The organism is Streptomyces johnsoniae (genome assembly GCF_031845565.1).
Classification (GTDB): Bacteria; Actinomycetota; Actinomycetes; order Streptomycetales; family Streptomycetaceae; genus Streptomyces; species Streptomyces johnsoniae.
The window spans coordinates 388957-405924 of the sequence record NZ_JAVREV010000005.1 but is presented as its reverse complement, the minus strand read 5'-3'; the positions used below and the strand labels follow the sequence as shown (position 1 = coordinate 405924).

Sequence of the window (16968 nt, the reverse complement as noted above, 5' to 3'; positions counted from 1 at the left end):
CCCGGTGCGGGGTTCAGCTCGGTGGTGCCGTGGCGCTCAGCGGTTTACAGGGGCGGGTAGGCGTTGGCCAGCAGCTCCTGGAACTGGGCGGAGAACCAGTGGCCGGAGAGCGGAGCGTCCGGCAGCGCACCCGACATGTTGTGGTTGTTGCGCGGGTTGCCCTCGTAGGCCGGGTCGCACATCCCGTCGAAGCCCTTGCCCTCGTCGTTCGGGATCTCCTCGCTGGAGCCGTCCGACTCCCCCGGGGGCTTGATCCACGCGTAGGCGTCGATGTTCGGCACCGGGGACGCGGTCGGGCGCTCGCCGAGGCCCGCACCACTCTGGTTGCACCAGTTGCCGGTCTGGAAGCGGCCGTCGACGCGGCTGCCCTCGACGTAGGCGTCCACGTCCGTCATCGGGCCGGGGCCGGTGGGCCGGTCGGGGCCGCCCCAGCCGTTGCGGGAGGTGTCGATCAGCATGCCGATCTCGGAGTTGAAGCCCTGGCTGACCAACTCCTCGCGGAAGCCGAGCGCGAACGACTGGTTGTCCACGTAACGGTTCCAGTCCACCCACTCCGACTGCCGCACCGACGTGCCGCCGACGCTGTCGTCGATGCTGTAGTGCGGCTCGACGGACGGGCCGTAGTTGGCGGTGTTGACGATGAAGCCCGCCACGTCGTCCACGGACGCGCCGTTCATCGTGGCGGTCTCGTGGAACAGCTCGGCGGAGGCGGTGAAGTTGTCGTCCCAGCCGATCCAGCCGTAGTGGCCCGCGTCCACGTAGTTGTAGACGTTCGGGATGTCCCCGAGCGTGGAGAGGGCGTAGGAGACACCCTCCTGGTAGTTGCCGTTGGCCAGCATCTCGTCACACTGCGGCGTGCTGGTCGCGCGCGGGCTGACGTTGGTGATGAGGTTGGGCAGCGAGTCGATCTCGATGATCGTGACGATCCGCAGGTCGGCGTAGGCCGGGTCGCCGAGGATGTCGGCGATCGGATCGATGAACTCCTCCTTGTACACGTCGATCTGGTCCGCGGCCAGCTCGCCGTTCGAGGCGAGCGCTGCGCAGTCGCGCCCCGGCAGGTTGTAGACGACGACCTGGAAGACGAAGTCCTCGTGGTCCTGCGCCTGGACCAGGGCGTTGTCCAGGTGCTCGCGCAGGCCGGTGCTGTTGCCGGCCGAGCCGCCGGTGATCGCGGCGCGGCGGTCGAGCCAGACGGCGGTGGGCTCGTCGGCGATGGCGGCGCCGCCGTCGGCACGGGCGTTGGCCGCCCAGTCGGGGTTGACGTAGACGCCCGCACCCTCGTACGGGTTGTCCACGCGGTCACCCGGCGGCTCCGGATCGGGTCCCGGGCCGGGGCCCGGGCCGCCGTCATCGCCGCAGGCGATGCCGTTGACGGAGAAGCCGGTCGGCGCCGCGTTGGTGCCCGAGTAGGTGAAGTTGGCCCCGGTGCTGACGGTGGCGTTCGGGGCGATGGCGCCGTTCCAGCCGGTGTCGCTGACCGTGACGGTCTGCCCGGACTGCGACCACTGGCCGTTCCAGCCCTGCGACAGGCGCTGGTTACCGGAGTAGGAGTAGCTGAGCGTCCAGCCGGTGGTCGCGGTGGAGCCCGTGTTCGTGATGCTCAGGTCGGCGGTGAAACCCGAGCCCCAGTCGTTGGCGGAGTAGTCGACCTCGCAGGCGAAGTCGGCGGCCGAAGCGGTGCCCTGCATCATGCCCCCGGTGCCCAGCGCCGTGGCGGCGAGCACCCCGGCGGTGAACAGCGCGCGGCGTCTGCGCTTCGGTGGGGGGTTGGTGCGGCTCATGTGAATCCTTTCGGTGGTTGCCGGGCCCGATGCCGTGACGGCGGGCGCCCGTACGACCCGAACGACGCCAGAACATGACGTCCGACTCTTGGAAGCGCTCCCACTGGTTGAAGGGAAGGTAGCGCCAACCACCCCTGTCCGCCAGAGTTCTGTTCAAGAAATGTGTCGGTAAAGCGACGAGAGTCCCCAGCAAAGTCAAGGTATGCACGGTCGCGACACGAGCCTGCGTCAAAGGTCTTGACGCGTACGCGACTTAGTCACATTCTTGGGAGCGCTCCCACTGGCTGTTCACTTCGCGACCACAGGACGGATGCACTCCGCACCCCCTCATCCCGGACGAGCCGCAAGGAGGGACCGCTCACATGCGGGTTCGCAGAAGATCACCAGCTGGAACGTCACCCCCGTGGGGCGTCAGACGCAAGCGCACCATCCGCCGCGCCCGCATTGCCGCGGGCGTGGCCCTCGTGCTGCCGCTGACCCTGACCTCCGGCCTCGGCGGCAGCAGCGCACAGGCCGCCGACCCGACGTGCAGCGTCGACTACAGCGCCAACGACTGGGGCTCGGGCTTCACGGCCGCCGTCACCGTCAACAACGAGGGCACCGCCGCGATCGACGGCTGGACGCTCACCTACGCCTACGCGGGCAACCAGCGCCTCGCCCAGGGCTGGAACGGCCGGTGGTCGCAGTCGGGACAGACCGTCACCGTCACCAACGAGAGCTACAACGCGACCATCCCGGCCGGCGGCTCCGTCAGCTCCGGCGCCAACTTCACCTATACGGGCACCAACACGGCGCCGACCAGCTTCTCCGTCAACGGCACGGTCTGCGGCGAGGAGCCGGTCGAGGAGCCCGCCGTCGTCGCCACCCCGACCTCGCTCGCGCTCCAGCCCGGCGGCAGTGGCACGTTCGGCCTGCGCCTGAACGCCGAGCCCGATGCAGATGTCACGGTGAGCGTCGCCCGCACCGGCGGCAACACCGACCTGTCCGTCACCGGTCCGGCGACCCGGACGTTCACCCCGGCCAACTGGAACACCACGCAGCCGATCACCGTCGCCGCGGGCACCACGGGCAGCGGCTCCGCCACGTTCACCGCGACCGCACCGGGCCACGAACCGGCCACCGTCACCGTCACGCAGCTCGGCGGCGGCGGCGACACCGAGAACGAGCAGCGCTTCCTCGACCTGTACGGGCAGCTCAAGGACCCGGCCAACGGGTACTTCTCGCCCGAGGGCGTGCCCTACCACGCGGTCGAGACGCTGATCGTCGAGGCGCCGGACCACGGCCACGAGACGACGTCCGAGGCGTACTCCTACCTCATCTGGCTGGAGGCGCAGTACGGGCGGATCACCGAGGACTGGGGGCCGTTCAACGACTCCTGGGCGCTGATGGAGGAGTGGATGATCCCCTCCGCCGACGAGCAGCCCACCAACAGCTTCTACGATCCGTCCTCGCCCGCGACCTACGCGCCCGAGTCCACCGACCCGGCCGACTACCCGGCCGAGCTGGACGGCACCGTCGACGTCGGCCAGGACCCGCTGGCCGGTGAACTCTCCTCCACGTACGGCACGGACGAGATCTACGGCATGCACTGGCTCCAGGACGTCGACGACACCTACGGCTACGGCGACGCCTGCGGCGGAACGGCCGGCGAGCCGACGTTCATCAACACCTTCCAGCGCGGGCCGCAGGAGTCGGTGTGGGAGACCGTTCCCCAGCCGTCGTGCGATGACTTCACCTACGGCGGCGAGAACGGCTACCTCGACCTGTTCACCGGGGACGCCTCCTACGCCGAGCAGTGGCGCTACACCAACGCGCCGGACGCGGACGCCCGTGCCGTGCAGGCCGCCTACTGGGCCAACCAGTGGGCGTCGGAGCAGGGCAACGGCTCGGCCGTCGCCGGTACGGTCGACAAGGCCGCGCAGATGGGCGACTACCTGCGCTACGCCATGTACGACAAGTACTTCAAGGAGATCGGCGACTGCGTCGGCGCCACCTCCTGCCCGGCCGGCACCGGCAAGAACAGCGCGCACTACCTGCTTTCCTGGTACTACGCCTGGGGCGGCGCGCTCGACTCCTCCGCGGGCTGGGCCTGGCGCATCGGCTCCAGCTACGCGCACTTCGGCTACCAGAACCCGATGGCCGCCTGGGCGCTGAGCAGCGATGCCGACCTGGTGCCCGACTCGCCGACCGCGGGCGACGACTGGGCGACGAGCCTGGAGAGGCAGGTCGAGTTCTACCGGTGGCTCCAGTCCGACGAGGGCGGCATCGCCGGCGGCGCGACCAACAGCTGGGAAGGCGACTACGGCACCCCGCCGGCCGGCACTCCGACGTTCTACGGCATGTACTACGACGAGAAGCCCGTCTACCACGACCCGCCGTCGAACCAGTGGTTCGGCATGCAGGCCTGGTCCATGCAGCGGCTCGCCGAGTACTACTACGCCACGGACGACGCCGACGCGGGCGAGGTCCTGGACAAGTGGGTCGACTGGGTCCTGAGCGAGGTCACCATCGGCGAGGACGGCGACTTCCAGATCCCGGCCACGCTGGCGTGGAGCGGCGCCCCCGACACCTGGAACGCGGCGAACCCGGGCGACAACGCCGGCCTGCACGTCGAGGTGACCGCCCACAGCCAGGACGTCGGCGTCACCGGCTCGCTCGCCAACGCCCTGTCCTACTACGCCGCCGCCAGCGGCGACACCGCGGCGCAGAACGCCGCGGCCGGGCTGCTCGACGCGCTGTGGGCGCACCTCGACCCGGTGGGCATCGCGACGCCGGAGACGCGTTCCGACTTCTCGCGGTTCGAGCAGGAGATCTACATCCCGCCGGGCTGGAGCGGCACGATGCCGAACGGCGACGTGATCGAGCCGGGCGCGACCTTCGAGTCGATCCGCACCTTCTACCACGACGACCCGTCATGGCCCGCGGTCGAGGACTACTTGAACGGCGGCGAGGCACCGACGTTCGAGTACCACCGCTTCTGGGCGCAGGCGGACATCGCCATCGCCGCCGCCACGTACGCCAACCTCTTCGAGTAGGGAAGCGGCGGATGCGGACGGGCCTTAAAAAGGAGCAGTAAAGGAACGGTGCCCACGCCGTGCCCCCGGAGTGCTCGCCGCTCCGGGGGCACAGCCATGCCACATCACAAGCGCCGCTAAGGTGTTCGCCACCCCACTGGTCCATCGCACGAAACGGGGAAGCCGTGGACTACTGCGAGACCTGCCGCCGGCACCTCAACGGCGCGCTCATATGCCCGGGTTGCGGGGAGCTGACCGGGTGGGACGCCAAGGAGCCGACCCGCGCACGCCGCTCCGCCGAGCCGCCACCGCCGGACGCGGACACGACGGCGGAACGGCAGCCGGAACGGGAGCCGGAGCCGGAGGCCGGGCGCACGCCCGAGGACAACGGCGGCACCGCCCCGCTGCCCGTGCCGCCCGCGCGCGGCGGCCGAGCCGCGAAGCGGCACGCGGCAAGCCGCAGAACCGGCCGCAGATACCTGGCCGCGGCGCTGCTCGGCATCGTCGTGCTCGGCGTCGCGGTCGCCGAAGTCGGGGACGTGGTCGCGCCCGCGTCCGACTCCTCGGACGACGACCACGAAACGGCGGCCGCGGACTCCCCCGCACCGTTGGAAACCGGCGAGGCGGAGGAAACCGACGACCCCTCCGGCACGCCGCCCCCCTCCCCCACCGGGGAACCCGCCACCACCCCGGCGGAAACGCCCGGCGACGAGGAGACGCCCGGCACGGAGGAACCCTCGGACGCGCCGCCGCCCGTCGAGGAGGACGGCGCCGTCCAGACCACCGAGCCGCCCGGCACCCCGACCGCACCCCCCTCGGACCCCGAGGACACCTCCTCCCCCACGGCCCCGGAGCCGCCCGACTCCCCGTCACCGACGCCGACGGAGGAGGAAGAGGAGGACGAGGACTGCTTCCTGTGGTGGTGCGGCTGAGCCCGTTCAGCCGCACCACCGCCACGCGGCCCACCGCGGGTCGCCCTGCCGGACGCACCCCTTCCTGTCAGCGGATCGGCATCCCGTTGGAGGCACCTGGCCGAACGTGAGCTGCTCCTCGACCGGGCGCGCGGCGACCGTCGGGGAGGACGCCGTCGCCCGGGACGTTTCCGCGTCCCGGGCAACACGCGTGAACGGCGGGCGGCCCGGTCGGGTCCGGTCAGGGTGTGATCAGGACCGTCTTGCCGGGCAGCCGCCCGGCGCCGGCCTCCTCATGCACGGCGGCCAGCTCGGCCACCGGGCGGCGGGCGGTGACGTGGAGCCGGAGCGTGCCGGCATCCAACTTGCCGACCAGCTCGGCCAGCTGGGCTCCGTCGCTGCGGACCCACAGGCTCGCGCTGCGCACTCCGCGGGCGGGGTCCTCGGGTACCGGGCCGGCGGTGCTGGCGGCGACTCCGCCGTCGGCGACGTAGTTCGTCAGCTGTGCGAGCTCCTCCGGGGAGACGCGCACATGGTTCACCACGACCTGGAACGGACCGCCCACGGCGGCGGGGCCCACGGCGAGGGTGAGCGGGCCGACGACCCGGTCCGCGCCGTAGCCCCGAAGGCGGTCGGCGTGCCGCGACGCGTCCACCGCGGTCACGTGCGCTCCCGCGTCAACGGCGAGTTGCACCACGAGGCTGCCCACCGCGCCTCCCGCCCCGTTGACCAGGACAGTCCGACCGGGCTTCAGCTCGGCGAGCTCGAACGCCGTCTGCCAGGCCGCCAGGCCGGACAGCGGCAGCGCCGCGGCGTCGGCCAGCTCGGTCGTCCGGGGCGCCGGGGCCAGGGACTCGGCCGGGGCGAGCACGTACTCGGCGGCGGCGCCGGCGGAGTCGAGGGGCAGCATCGCCACGACCCGGTCGCCGGCTTCCAGGCCGGTCACGTCCGCGCCGAGTTCGGCGACGGTGCCCGCCAGGTCGATTCCCGGCACATACGGGAGAGTGATCGGGATCATTTCGGCCAGGACACCGGCGCGGATGTGGTCGTCGACCGGGTTGAACGACGTGGCCGCCACCCGCACCAGCACCTCCCCGGCGCCGGGGACCCCGGGCCTGCGACAGCACCCAGCCCCGCCTGTCGAAAGTGATGGACCGCTTCGAAGCCCGCGACTGGGTCGCCCGCCGACCCGACCCCGGCGACGGTCGATACACCCTCGCCACCCTGACCGACGCCGGCCGGCACAAGCTCGTCGAGAGCGCACCGGAACACGTCGCGCAGGTGAAGCGGCTCGTGTTCGATCCGCTCAGCGCCGTTCAACGCCGCCACTTTGAGGCCGCGCTCACCCGCATCGCCGCTACCGTGCGCCGGGAACTCGAAAGAGGCTGAGCGCCGCACCCGGGCGGGGCGCTCGCCGGTCAGACCCCATCACGTCATCCGGTCCTGGCCGGCGGCAAAGGCGCGGGAATTCGACGAGCACAGCATCCGCGGCACGGTCTGACCACCCGGCGGCGCCGTGCAGTACCACCAAGCCGTGGTACGCCCCGGTCGCGGCGATCACCAGGTCCACCGGCGAGGCGCTGCGGTGCCCTCCGGCCTGGGCCATCCGGTATCGCACCGCACTCACCCAGCGTCCGGCGTTCTTGGGTACGGACCCGTCGGGGTATCGGGCGGCCCGTCCGCCGGGCGGTGCCGGCGATGCTCCTGCCGGGAGGCCGGAGCGCCACAGGCGGCGACGAGCACGAGCGTTCCAGAGGCACGAAGGTGTCTCTTCCCGGCCCGGACAGCGCGGTACCCGAGCGTCTGACGGACACTGCGAAACGGTCCCTGTCGGTTCAGTCGCCGGAGTGGTCAGGCAGGAGTTCAGCCGCGAGTGATCGTGCCGTGGCGGTGAGTGTGGCGGTGTCCAACCCGGTCCGGCCCATGAACACGATCCCTTGTTGCGCGGCCAGGAGGGCCCGCGCCAGCGCGATCGGGTCCGCTCCGGCCGGCAGGTCGCCCTCCCGCTGGGCGCGGGCGACGCAGTCACCGATCAGCGCGGTGGACGTCTCGTAGGCGCGGTGGGCGTGGGCGAGGACTTCTGGATCGGCGTTACCGAGTTCGCATGTGCTGTTGGCCAGCAGGCAGCCACGCCGCGCGCCGGCGCCGGTCGGGCCGCCGATCGGTGCCTCAAGGAGCATGCGTAGTGCGTCCAGGGCCCGTGGAGCCGCGGCGAGGGCTTCCCGAAGGCGGCCATGGCTGTCGTCGGTGTAGCTGCGCAGCGCCCGGAGGAAGAGCTGACGCTTGTCGCCGAACGCCGCATAAAGGCTGCCTTTGCCCAGCCCGCTGACCCGCATCAGGTCTTCCAGCGAGGTCGCGGCATAACCGGCGTGCCAGAACTGCTCCCGGACGGCGTTCAGCACCTGCTTCTCGTCGAACGCTCGCGGACGTGCCATGCGCACCAGGATACGGATTCTTGACCGTGCGGTCCACCATCCTTATGGTGGACCGGACAGTCAAGAACTCCGTCGCACCCAGGGAAGTGGCAAGCACATGGGAAAGCTGGACAACAAGGTGGCGATCGTGACCGGCGGGTCGCGGGGGATCGGGGCGGCGTCGGCGCTGGCGCTGGCTGACGAGGGAGCCGACGTCGCGATCAGCTACTCGTCCTCGGCGGATCGGGCCGAGGCCGTGGTCGCCGACCTGGAGGCAAAGGGAGTGCGAGCGGCGGCCTTCCGGGCCGACCAGGCGGATGCGACGCAGGCGGTGGGCCTGATCCACAGCGTGGTCGAGCAGTTCGGAAAGCTGGACATTCTGGTCAACAACGCGGCCACGGGTGGGGGCGGCCTCCTCGACAGCGAGTTCGTCGACGAGGCCGCCCTCGAACGGCAGCTCGCCGTCAACTACACCAGTGTGGTGGCCGGGATACAGGCGGCGTTCCCGCTGCTGCCTGATGGCGGGCGGATCGTCAGTATCAGCTCGGGTGTGGCAACGCGGGCGGGTTTCCCCGGGATGGCGTATTACACGGGAACGAAGTCGGCCCTCGAGGGCTTCAGCCGAGGCGCAGCCCGCGATCTGGCGCACCGGGGCATCACGGTCAACGTCGTCCAGCCCGGGTTCGTCGACACCGAGGGAAACCCCGCCGACGGCCCGGCCGCTGCCGTGTTCCTTCCGACGACGGCGATCGGGCGGTACGGCAGGCCGGAGGAGATCGCCGCAGGCGTTGTCTTCCTCGCCAGCCCGCAGGCTTCCTACGTCACCGGCGCAGTGCTGAGGATCGACGGCGGATACGGCGCATAGCGCGACCGCGCAGCCGACGGTGACAGCCACGGACACCGGTGACGCAGGAGTGAAGTGACACCTACGGGCCGGACACCTCCTGACTCGGCAGCAGCCGGGGAGGAGGACGCGGATGGGGCGTCGAAGCAAGTACCCCGAGGAGTTCCGTCGCGACGCCGCCCAGTTGTCGGTGCTCGACGCGGCCGGTCGGTCCGCGACGTGGCTCGCGAGCTCGGGGTGAACCACAAGACCCCGCGCGACTGGGGCGAGGCCCTGCGCCCGGAACGCTGTGAGGCACGGCGGCGGTCAGCGGCGCCGAACACACCGACCTGGCCCGACCGCGGCGCCGGGTCCCGAACTGGGGCTGGAGACAGAGGTTCCGCGAAAAGCCGCGGTCTTCTCCGCGCGGGAGACGGGCCGGTGACCCTGGAGATGGTGTACGGGTTTCTGCATGGCGGAGAAGGCCGGCCACCGTCGTCGAACGTGGTTTCCGGCGACATCGGCGCGGTGGCCGCCGCCGTGCTCGCCGTGCCGGGCCAGCACGGGCAGACCTGCGTGCTGACCGCCCGAGGCGCTGACCAAGCCCGGCCAAGTGCGCATCCTCACCGAGGCACTGGCGCGGGAGGTCCGTTACGAGGGGCTGGCCGAGCAGCAGGCGAGGGAGAAGTGGGCCGCGGAAGGCCATGACGAGCCGACCATCGACTTCTTCGTATGGGTGCACGGCGACCGGACGGAGATCGGTTACCCGGCGCTGCCCACCGTGGACGGGTACTCGGCCGTCCCGCCCGCACCTTCGCCGCGTGGGCGCGGGAGCGGGCCGGTGGCCGTCCGGGGCGTCCTCAGTGGCGGCGGCTCAGCCAGGCGCGGGCCCGGGTGAGGTGGTTCTCGGCGTGCGCCACGTCGGCGGTGCCCGTGGTGTCGCCGCGTGCGATGCGGTCGGCGTAGTACACGGCGTTGATCGCATAGCGGAAGTCCAGCAGCGGCAGCAGCGCCCGTTCGGCCTCGCCCGGGGGCAGCGCGTCGTGGTGCAGGTAGGCGCGCAGCAGGGGGCGGGCGCGTTCGGGGCCGCCGGCGTCCAGCACGGCCGTGGCCACGTCGTACAGCCGGGGCCGGAAGCCCGCGGCGCCCCAGTCGATCAGGCCGCACCGGCCGGTGGCCGGATCGAGCCGGAAGTGTTCCGGCGCGGGGTCCCCGTGGGACGGGCCCCACGTCAGCGTCTCCGGCCGCAGCCGGCGCAGCCGTTCGGCGACCTCCGTGACCGCCGGCAGAACCCACGGGCGCGCGGCGAACGCGGCGTCCCAGCCGTCGGCCGAGAGGTCGAACGAGGCGCGGGCCGTGGCCGGTTCGACCGGGCCGGTGCCGAGGACGCGGTGGACGCGGGCGAGCGTGGTGCCCAGGCGCACGGTGTCGCATCCGTCGGCGCCGTCCAGTTCCCTGCCCTCGACGCGGCTCAGCAGTGCCAGCACGTGGCCGCCGGTCACCGCGGTCAGCCGCCCGCGTGCGGTCGGCAGGGGCGCGCCGGCCGGAATGCCCGCGGCCTCGACGCGGGCGGCCAGGCGCAGCCCGCGGCGGAACTGTTCCTCGGCCGCGCCGCCGCACGGCACCGCCTTGGCCACCCGGCGGACCGTTCCGCAACGAACGTCCCAGGTAACGGAGTTCATGCCGCCGGGCAGCGGCGTCACCTCGGCACCGTTCAGGCGCCAGTGGGTCAGGAGGGCGGCGGCGATGTCGCGGCAGCCGGGAAGGGGAAGGGGCGATGAGGTCATGGCTGAGGGTGCTCCCGGGATCGACAGGGAGCCGCGGCCGATGGACGGCGGCGGCGTCGGCCTCGTGCTGCGGCGCCGCACGCGCCGCCGGGAGGTCACCTCACGCCGCCGATCCTACGGCGTGTCGCCGAAGCGCCCGGCCGGATACCGGGCGCCGGGTGAACCTACGATGCGGGCCGGAACCACCCGCCCGGTGGCCGCCCCGGCGCCGGGCCCGACCGACCGAGAGGAACCGGCCCGATGAGCGAGACGAGCGAGACGAGCGAGACGAATGAGTGGCAGCTGACCCGGACCTTCCGCAGCACCTCCGGCGCCGTGCGCTGGGACAGCCTCGGACCACCGGGACAGGACCCGGTCGTCCTCCTGCACGGCACGCCCTTCTCCTCCTACGTCTGGCGCGCCGTCGCCCGCGCACTCGCCCGGCGCCACCAGGTGTACGTGTGGGACATGCCCGGTTACGGGGCATCGGCGAAGTCGGCCGGGCAGGACGTTTCCCTGGCCGCCCAGGGCCGGGTCTTCACCGAACTCCTGGCGCACTGGGACCTGGCGGAACCGCTGGTCGTCGCCCACGACTTCGGCGGGGCCGTCGCCCTGCGGGCACACCTGCTCCACGGCGCCCGCTACCGCGCGCTCGCCCTGGTCGACCCGGTCGCGCTGGCGCCGTGGGGCTCCCCGTTCTTCCGGCTCGTCGGCGAGCACGCGGAGGTCTTCGAGCAACTGCCGCCCGCGCTGCACCGTGCGCTGGTGCGCGAGTACGTGAGCTCGGCCAGCAGCCCCGGCCTGCACCCCGCCGTCCTCGACCAGCTTGTCCGGCCCTGGCTCGGGGACCTGGGCCAGGCGGCCTTCTACCGGCAGATCGCGCAGGCCGATCAGCTCCACACCGACGAGGTGCAGGACCGGTACGGCGAGATCGCCGTTCCGGCCTTGGTGTGCTGGGGCCAGGACGACACCTGGATTCCCGCGGCGAAGGGGCGGGAGCTGGCCGCCCGCATCCCGGGCGCGCGACTCGAAACGATCGCCGGTGCGGGCCACCTCGTCTCTGAGGACGCGCCCGCGGAACTCACGGCCGTGCTCGCCGCGTTCCTCCAGCGGCCCGGCAACGGCCCGTTCCGGTCGCGGGCATGACCGAGGGCCCCGGCAGGCGGTGGAACCGGGGCCCTCGGTGGGTGGCGGGCGGGGCGGACCTCAACGCCCTTCCGCCGCGTGCCTACTCCTCAGCGCCGAAGAGCTGGGTGTAGGTGGCCAGGGCGATGGCGATGTCCGCCTGTGCCCAGAACCGGTGGTATTCGAACGTCGGCGCGTCGCCGCCGTTGAGGTACGCCTCGACCTGCGGCCAGTTCTCGTCCTCCTGGTAGAAGGAACGGATGGAGGAGAAGGTCGAACCGGGCTCGATCACGTCGCCGTTGGGCATCGTGCCGCTCCAGCCCTCGGGGATGTAGACCTCGTCCCCGAAGCGGCTGTAGTCGCCGCGGGTCTCGGGCACCGCGATGCCCTGCGCGTCCTGGTTGGCGAGCAGCGCGTCCAGCAGGCCGGACGCCGTCTCCTGCGCCGCGGTGTCGCCGCTGGCGGCGGCGTAGAAGGACAGGGCGTTGGCGAGCGAGCCGGTGACGCCGACGTCCTGGCTGTGGGCGGTCACCTCGACGTGCAGGCCGGCGTTGTCGCCCGGGTTCGCCGGGTCCCACGTGTCGGGGGCGCCGCTCCACTCCAGCTCGGCCGGGATCTGGAAGTCCCCGCCCTCGCCGATGGTGACCTCGCCGACGACCCAGTCGGCCCACTTGTCGAGCACCGGGCCGACGCGCTCGTCCCCGCTGACGTAGTAGTACTCGGCGAGCCGCTGCATGGACCAGGCCTGCATGCCGAACCAGCGGTTCGACGGCGGGTCGTGGTAAACGGGCTTCTCGTCGTAGTACATGCCGTAGAACGTCGGGGTGCCGGCCGGCGGCGTGCCGTAGTCGCCTTCCCAGCTGTTGGTCGCGCCGCCGGCGATGCCGCCCTCGGCCGACTGGAGCCAGGTGTAGAACTCGATCATCCGGTCGAGGCTGTTGCCCCAGTCCTCGCCCGCGCTGGGCGACTGCGGGATCAGGGCCTCGTCGGTCGACAGCACGTACGCGGCCATCGGGTTCTGGTAGCCGAAGTGCGCGTAGCTTGCGCCGATGCGCCAGGCCCAGCCCGCGGAGGTGTCGAGCGCGCCGCCCCAGGCGTAGTACCAGGACATCAGCTGGTGGTTGCTGCTCTTGCCGGAGCCGGCGGCGCACTCGGACGGGCCGACGCAGTCGCCGATCTCCTTGAAGTACTTGTCGTACATCGAGTAGCGCAGGTAGTCGCCCATCTGCGCGGCCTTCTCGACCGTACCGGCCACCGCGGCCGCGTTGCCCTGCTCCGACGCCCACTGGTTGGCCCAGTAGGCGGCCTGCACGGCACGGGCGTCCGCGTCCGGCGCGTTGGTGTAGCGCCACTGCTGCGCGTAGGAGGCGTCCCCGGTGAACAGGTCGAGGTAGCCGTTCTCGCCGCCGAAGGAGAAGTCGTCACAGGAGGGGTGGGTGACGGTCTCCCAGGTGGATTCCTGCGGCCCGCGCTGGAAGGTGTTGATGAACGTCGGGTCCCCGGCCGTTCCGCCGCACGCGGAGCCGTAGCCGTAGGTGTCGTCGACGTCCTGGAGCCAGTGCATGCCGTAGATCTCGTCCGTGCCGTACGTGGACGAGAGTTCGTCGGCCAGCGGGTCCTCGCCGACGGGCACGTCGGGGTCCATCTGGGCCGGGTAGTCGGCCGGGTCGGTGGACTCGGGCGCGTAGGTCGCGGGCGAGGACGGATCGTAGAAGCTGTTGCTCGGCTGCTCGTCGGCGGAGGGGATCATCCACTCCTCCATCAGCGCCCACGAGTCGTTGAACGGCTGCCAGTCGCCGGTGACCTGGCCGTACTGTGCCTCCAGCCAGATGAGGTACGAGTACGCCTCGGAGGTCGTCTGGTGGCCGTGGTCCGGCGCCTCGACGATCAGCGTCTCGACGGAGTGGTAAGGGATGCCCTCGTCCGAGAAGTACCCGTTGGCCGGGTCCTTGATCGTTTCGTAGAGGGTGAGGAACTGCTCCTCGTACTGGAGCAGTTCCGGCTCGTCTCCGAACGGCGAGCTGGCGTTGCCCTGCGCGGCTGCCGTCAGTCCCAGCGGCAGGGACAGAGCGATGGCCCCGGCGGTCCAGAGACGCCGGGACTTCTTTCGGGATCTGGTTCTGGCCGGGCTACCGATGTCTGATCCACGACGGATCGGCATGGCATCCTCCTCGCGGCTCGTGGGGGTTGAGGAGCTGAGACCAGTGGGAGCGCTCCCAAGCTTTGAGCAATGGACTGCACACGTCAACCCCCCGGACTAATTCGGCTGTTGCACGGCAGGTCAGCGGTAATTTCTCGAACGACCCCTTGGCGAGAAGGGGACTTGTGGCCTACGGTCCCTTCAACCAGTGGGAGCGGTCCCAAACTGTCCGGCGCCGAGGACGGCGCGTCGTGACGAAGCGGAGCCGCTCCGAGCATGAACACCCCCACAACCCCCACCACCACCCCCACAACCTCCCGGTCGATCCCCTGCGAACGATCAACGGTGAGTTCCCATGTGCCCACAGCCGGGGCCGGTTCGGCGCCCCGGCCGGCGAGCCCCCCTTCTCGCCGTCTCCCCGCCCCCGCCACGTGCGGGGAACGGGCACGTGTGGGTGTGCGACGGGTCGTGAGATGCCTCGGCGGCGGCCCGCGGTCGCCACAGCGGTCGTTCATCCGCCGCTCGGGCAGCCAACGCCGTTCGGCATCGGCCGTACGCAACCATCCGGAGGATCAGAACTGATGAGCCGCACCAACCCCCCACATCGCCGGCTGCGCCGGCGATCCGTCACCATCGCGGGTGCCCTGGTCGGGGCCGCCGCTCTGACGGTGAGCACCCTGAGCACCGCCACGGCGGGCGAGGACGCAGACACGCTGGCCCGGGTCGACAACCCCTACGAGGGCGCGTCGCTCTACGTGAACCCGGACTGGTCCGCCGCGGCCACCGAGGGTGGCGGCTCGGCCATCGCCGACACGCCGACCGCCGTCTGGCTCGACAGCAGGGCCGCGATCACGGGCGGCTCGGCCGGCAACAGCACCGGGCTGCGCGAGCACCTGGACAACGCGGTGGCCGGTGGCTATGACGCCATCCAGATCGTCACCTACAACCTGCCGGGCCGTGACTGCGCCGCGCTCGCCTCCAACGGCGAGCTGGGCCCGGAAGAGATCGACGTCTACAAGACCGAGTTCATCGACCCGATCAACGAGATCGTGTCGGACCCGGCGTACGCCGACCTCCGCATCATCAACATCGTGGAGATCGACTCGCTGCCGAACCTGGTCACCAACGTCGGCAGCCGCGAGACCGCGACGCCCGAGTGCGACGAGATGCTGGCCAACGGCAACTACGTCAAGGGTGTCGGCTACAACATCGCCACCCTGGGCGACAACGAGAACGTCTACAACTACATCGACATCGGCCACCACGGCTGGATCGGCTGGGAGGACAACTTCCAGGCGAGCGCGGACCTGCTGTTCGAGGCCGCCAACGCCGAGGGCGCCACCCCCGAGGACGTGGCCGGTTTCGCCGCCAACACGGCGAACTACAGCGCGACGGTGGAGGACAACTTCGCCATCGGCGACACGATCGGCGGCCAGCCGATCCGCGGGGAAAGCTCCTGGATCGACTGGAACAACTACGTCGACGAGCAGTCCTTCGCCCAGGACTTCGCCACGGTGGCGGCCCCCGCGGCGGGCTTCCCCGACGGCCTCGGTGTCATCATCGACACCTCGCGCAACGGCTGGGGCGGCGCGGACCGTCCCACCGGCCCCGGTCCTGAGACCAGCGCCGACGAGTACGTCGACGGTGGCCGCTACGACCGCCGCATCCACCTCGGCAACTGGTGCAACCAGAGTGGTGCGGGCCTCGGCGAGCGCCCGACCGCGTCCCCGGCGCCGAACATCGACGCCTACGCGTGGATCAAGCCCCCGGGGGAGTCGGACGGCTCCAGCGAGGAGATCCCGAACGACGAGGGCAAGGGCTTCGACCGGATGTGCGACCCCACCTACGAGGGCAACCCGCGCAACCAGAACAACATGTCGGGCGCGCTGCCGGACGCTCCGATCTCGGGCCACTGGTTCCAGGCCCAGTTCGAGGAGCTGATGGCGAACGCCCACCCGCCCCTGTGATCCGGGCACACCGACCGGATTCACCCTGAACGGGACCGGGTCCGTTCCCGCACCCGCGGGAGCGGACCCGGCACCCGGACCCGCAACCGCATGACCGGCACCCGCCGGTGGTCCCCCCACGCACCCGCCCCCGATGCCGCTGCCGGCACCGGGGGCGCGGTGCGTCATCCGTTCGGGAAACGAACGCACCGCGCGCGGCCGGCGGCCGGGCGGCGGCCTCAGAGAGAAGCAAAGAAGAGAAGAAGAGAAAGAGGAACGGAAAGGGGCACGGACCGAGTCGGCGCGCGATCCCGGACGGCATCGCTCATTACGCGGCGACCTGGGCACGTCGAGGGCCGGTGCCCGCCGGAGCCGCTGGTCGAGCCGCTGGTCGAGCCGCTGGTCGGTGGCGCTGGTCGGTGGCGCTCGCCTGATACCGGCAGGCAGGTCCGGCACCTCCTGCCGCGGACGGCGGCGGTGGTGGCGTCGGGCGGGGCATCACAGGTTGCGGTAGGCGTCCCGCCTGTCGCCCACCTTGACGACCAGGATGACGAGCTCACCATCGTTGATCTGGTACGCGACCCGGTAGCTCCCGATCCGGAGCCGGTAGAGCCCCGACGGACCGGTGAGCTTCTTGACATCGGCGTCCTGGCGGTACGGGTCGTCGCCGAGCGCGGTCAGCGCGGCCAGAACGCGCATGGCGTCGGGTCGGCTGATAGCCCGGAGCTGCCGCTGCGCCGCCGTGGTGAACCGGAAGGCGTACTTCACTCCGCCTCGTCGTCCCGCTCGGTGAACAGATCCGCCAGAAGTTCCGCCATCGTCACGGTGTGGCCGCCCTCGGCCAGGACCGCTTCCGCTTCGCGCGCCAGCATCAGGTCGGCCGCTTCCTCCAGTGCTTCGAAGTCCGCGATCGGAACCACGGCCGCCACCGGGGCGCCGTTGCGTGTGATGACCGTCGGAATGCCTTCCTCGGCCCGGTTGATTCGCTCCGCGAGATGCGCGCGGGCTTCTCGTACTGTCGCGGTGTTCTCGACCATGCGGCAAGTGT

The 16968-nt window shown here is 71.3% G+C and carries 13 protein-coding genes and 1 pseudogene; 7 read left to right on the top strand and 7 right to left on the bottom strand.

Annotated features, from left to right (window positions below):
* Window positions 1–44: 44 nt before the first annotated feature.
* Window positions 45–1781: a glycoside hydrolase family 6 protein gene (locus tag RM779_RS12015; protein ID WP_311617667.1), complete on the bottom strand. Its 1737-nt coding sequence runs from the start codon at window positions 1779–1781 to the stop codon at window positions 45–47.
* 362 nt (window positions 1782–2143) lie between these two features.
* On the opposite strand from RM779_RS12015, the gene RM779_RS12010 reads away from it, so the two are divergent.
* Both RM779_RS12010 and RM779_RS12005 read left to right on the top strand, forming a co-directional pair.
* Window positions 2144–4816 (top strand): glycoside hydrolase family 48 protein, encoded by a 2673-nt coding sequence (locus RM779_RS12010; protein ID WP_311617666.1) that lies wholly within the window; start codon window positions 2144–2146, stop codon window positions 4814–4816.
* A 164-nt stretch (window positions 4817–4980) separates the two neighbouring features.
* Entirely contained in the window at window positions 4981–5727 is a 747-nt protein-coding gene (locus tag RM779_RS12005) for an SCO2400 family protein (protein WP_311617664.1), read from the top strand.
* Window positions 5728–5947: 220 nt separating this feature from the next.
* Here RM779_RS12005 and RM779_RS12000 read toward each other — a convergent pair whose 3' ends face one another.
* Window positions 5948–6796 carry an NADP-dependent oxidoreductase gene (locus tag RM779_RS12000; RefSeq protein WP_394813277.1) on the bottom strand — a complete coding sequence of 283 codons (849 nt, stop codon included), beginning with the start codon at window positions 6794–6796 and terminating at the stop codon, window positions 5948–5950.
* A 56-nt stretch (window positions 6797–6852) separates the two neighbouring features.
* Between RM779_RS12000 and RM779_RS11995 the strand changes: the two genes are divergently transcribed.
* A complete protein-coding gene (locus tag RM779_RS11995) occupies window positions 6853–7095 on the top strand; it encodes a MarR family winged helix-turn-helix transcriptional regulator (protein ID WP_311617662.1) in 243 nt (80 codons plus the stop codon).
* A 446-nt stretch (window positions 7096–7541) separates the two neighbouring features.
* On the opposite strand, the gene RM779_RS11990 is transcribed toward RM779_RS11995, so the two are convergent.
* Window positions 7542–8141 (bottom strand): TetR/AcrR family transcriptional regulator, encoded by a 600-nt coding sequence (locus RM779_RS11990; RefSeq protein ID WP_311617661.1) that lies wholly within the window; start codon window positions 8139–8141, stop codon window positions 7542–7544.
* Between the two features lie 97 nt (window positions 8142–8238).
* Between RM779_RS11990 and RM779_RS11985 the strand changes: the two genes are divergently transcribed.
* Together RM779_RS11985 and RM779_RS11980 are read left to right on the top strand one after the other, a co-directional pair.
* Window positions 8239–8985, top strand: coding sequence for an SDR family NAD(P)-dependent oxidoreductase (locus RM779_RS11985; protein ID WP_311617660.1), 747 nt, complete (start codon window positions 8239–8241; stop codon window positions 8983–8985).
* Between the two features lie 571 nt (window positions 8986–9556).
* The gene (locus tag RM779_RS11980) at window positions 9557–9841 is read left to right on the top strand and encodes a hypothetical protein (RefSeq protein WP_311617659.1); all 285 of its coding nucleotides are present in this window, start codon (window positions 9557–9559) and stop codon (window positions 9839–9841) included.
* Here RM779_RS11980 and RM779_RS11975 read toward each other — a convergent pair.
* Window positions 9804–10730, bottom strand: a complete 927-nt coding sequence (locus RM779_RS11975; RefSeq protein ID WP_311617658.1) for a phosphotransferase enzyme family protein — start codon at window positions 10728–10730, stop codon at window positions 9804–9806. The genes RM779_RS11980 and RM779_RS11975 overlap by 38 nt on opposite strands.
* A gap of 240 nt (window positions 10731–10970) precedes the next feature.
* Here RM779_RS11975 and RM779_RS11970 point away from each other — a divergent pair, with 240 nt between their 5' ends.
* The gene (locus RM779_RS11970) at window positions 10971–11855 is read left to right on the top strand and encodes an alpha/beta fold hydrolase (RefSeq protein WP_311617657.1); all 885 of its coding nucleotides are present in this window, start codon (window positions 10971–10973) and stop codon (window positions 11853–11855) included.
* 82 nt (window positions 11856–11937) lie between these two features.
* Here the strand turns inward: RM779_RS11970 and RM779_RS11965 are convergent.
* Window positions 11938–13881 (bottom strand): annotated as a pseudogene (locus RM779_RS11965) (glycoside hydrolase family 48 protein); the annotation flags it as partial.
* 674 nt (window positions 13882–14555) lie between these two features.
* Here RM779_RS11965 and RM779_RS11960 point away from each other — a divergent pair.
* The gene (locus RM779_RS11960; RefSeq protein ID WP_311617655.1) at window positions 14556–15941 is read left to right on the top strand and encodes a glycoside hydrolase family 6 protein; all 1386 of its coding nucleotides are present in this window, start codon (window positions 14556–14558) and stop codon (window positions 15939–15941) included.
* Window positions 15942–16418: 477 nt separating this feature from the next.
* Here RM779_RS11960 and RM779_RS11955 read toward each other — a convergent pair whose 3' ends face one another.
* On the bottom strand, window positions 16419–16688 hold the full coding sequence (locus tag RM779_RS11955; protein WP_311617654.1) for a type II toxin-antitoxin system RelE family toxin: 270 nt from the start codon (window positions 16686–16688) through the stop codon (window positions 16419–16421).
* On the bottom strand, window positions 16685–16957 hold the full coding sequence (locus RM779_RS11950; protein ID WP_311617653.1) for a type II toxin-antitoxin system Phd/YefM family antitoxin: 273 nt from the start codon (window positions 16955–16957) through the stop codon (window positions 16685–16687). The genes RM779_RS11955 and RM779_RS11950 overlap by 4 nt, the downstream gene beginning before the upstream one ends.
* Window positions 16958–16968 lie beyond the last annotated feature (11 nt).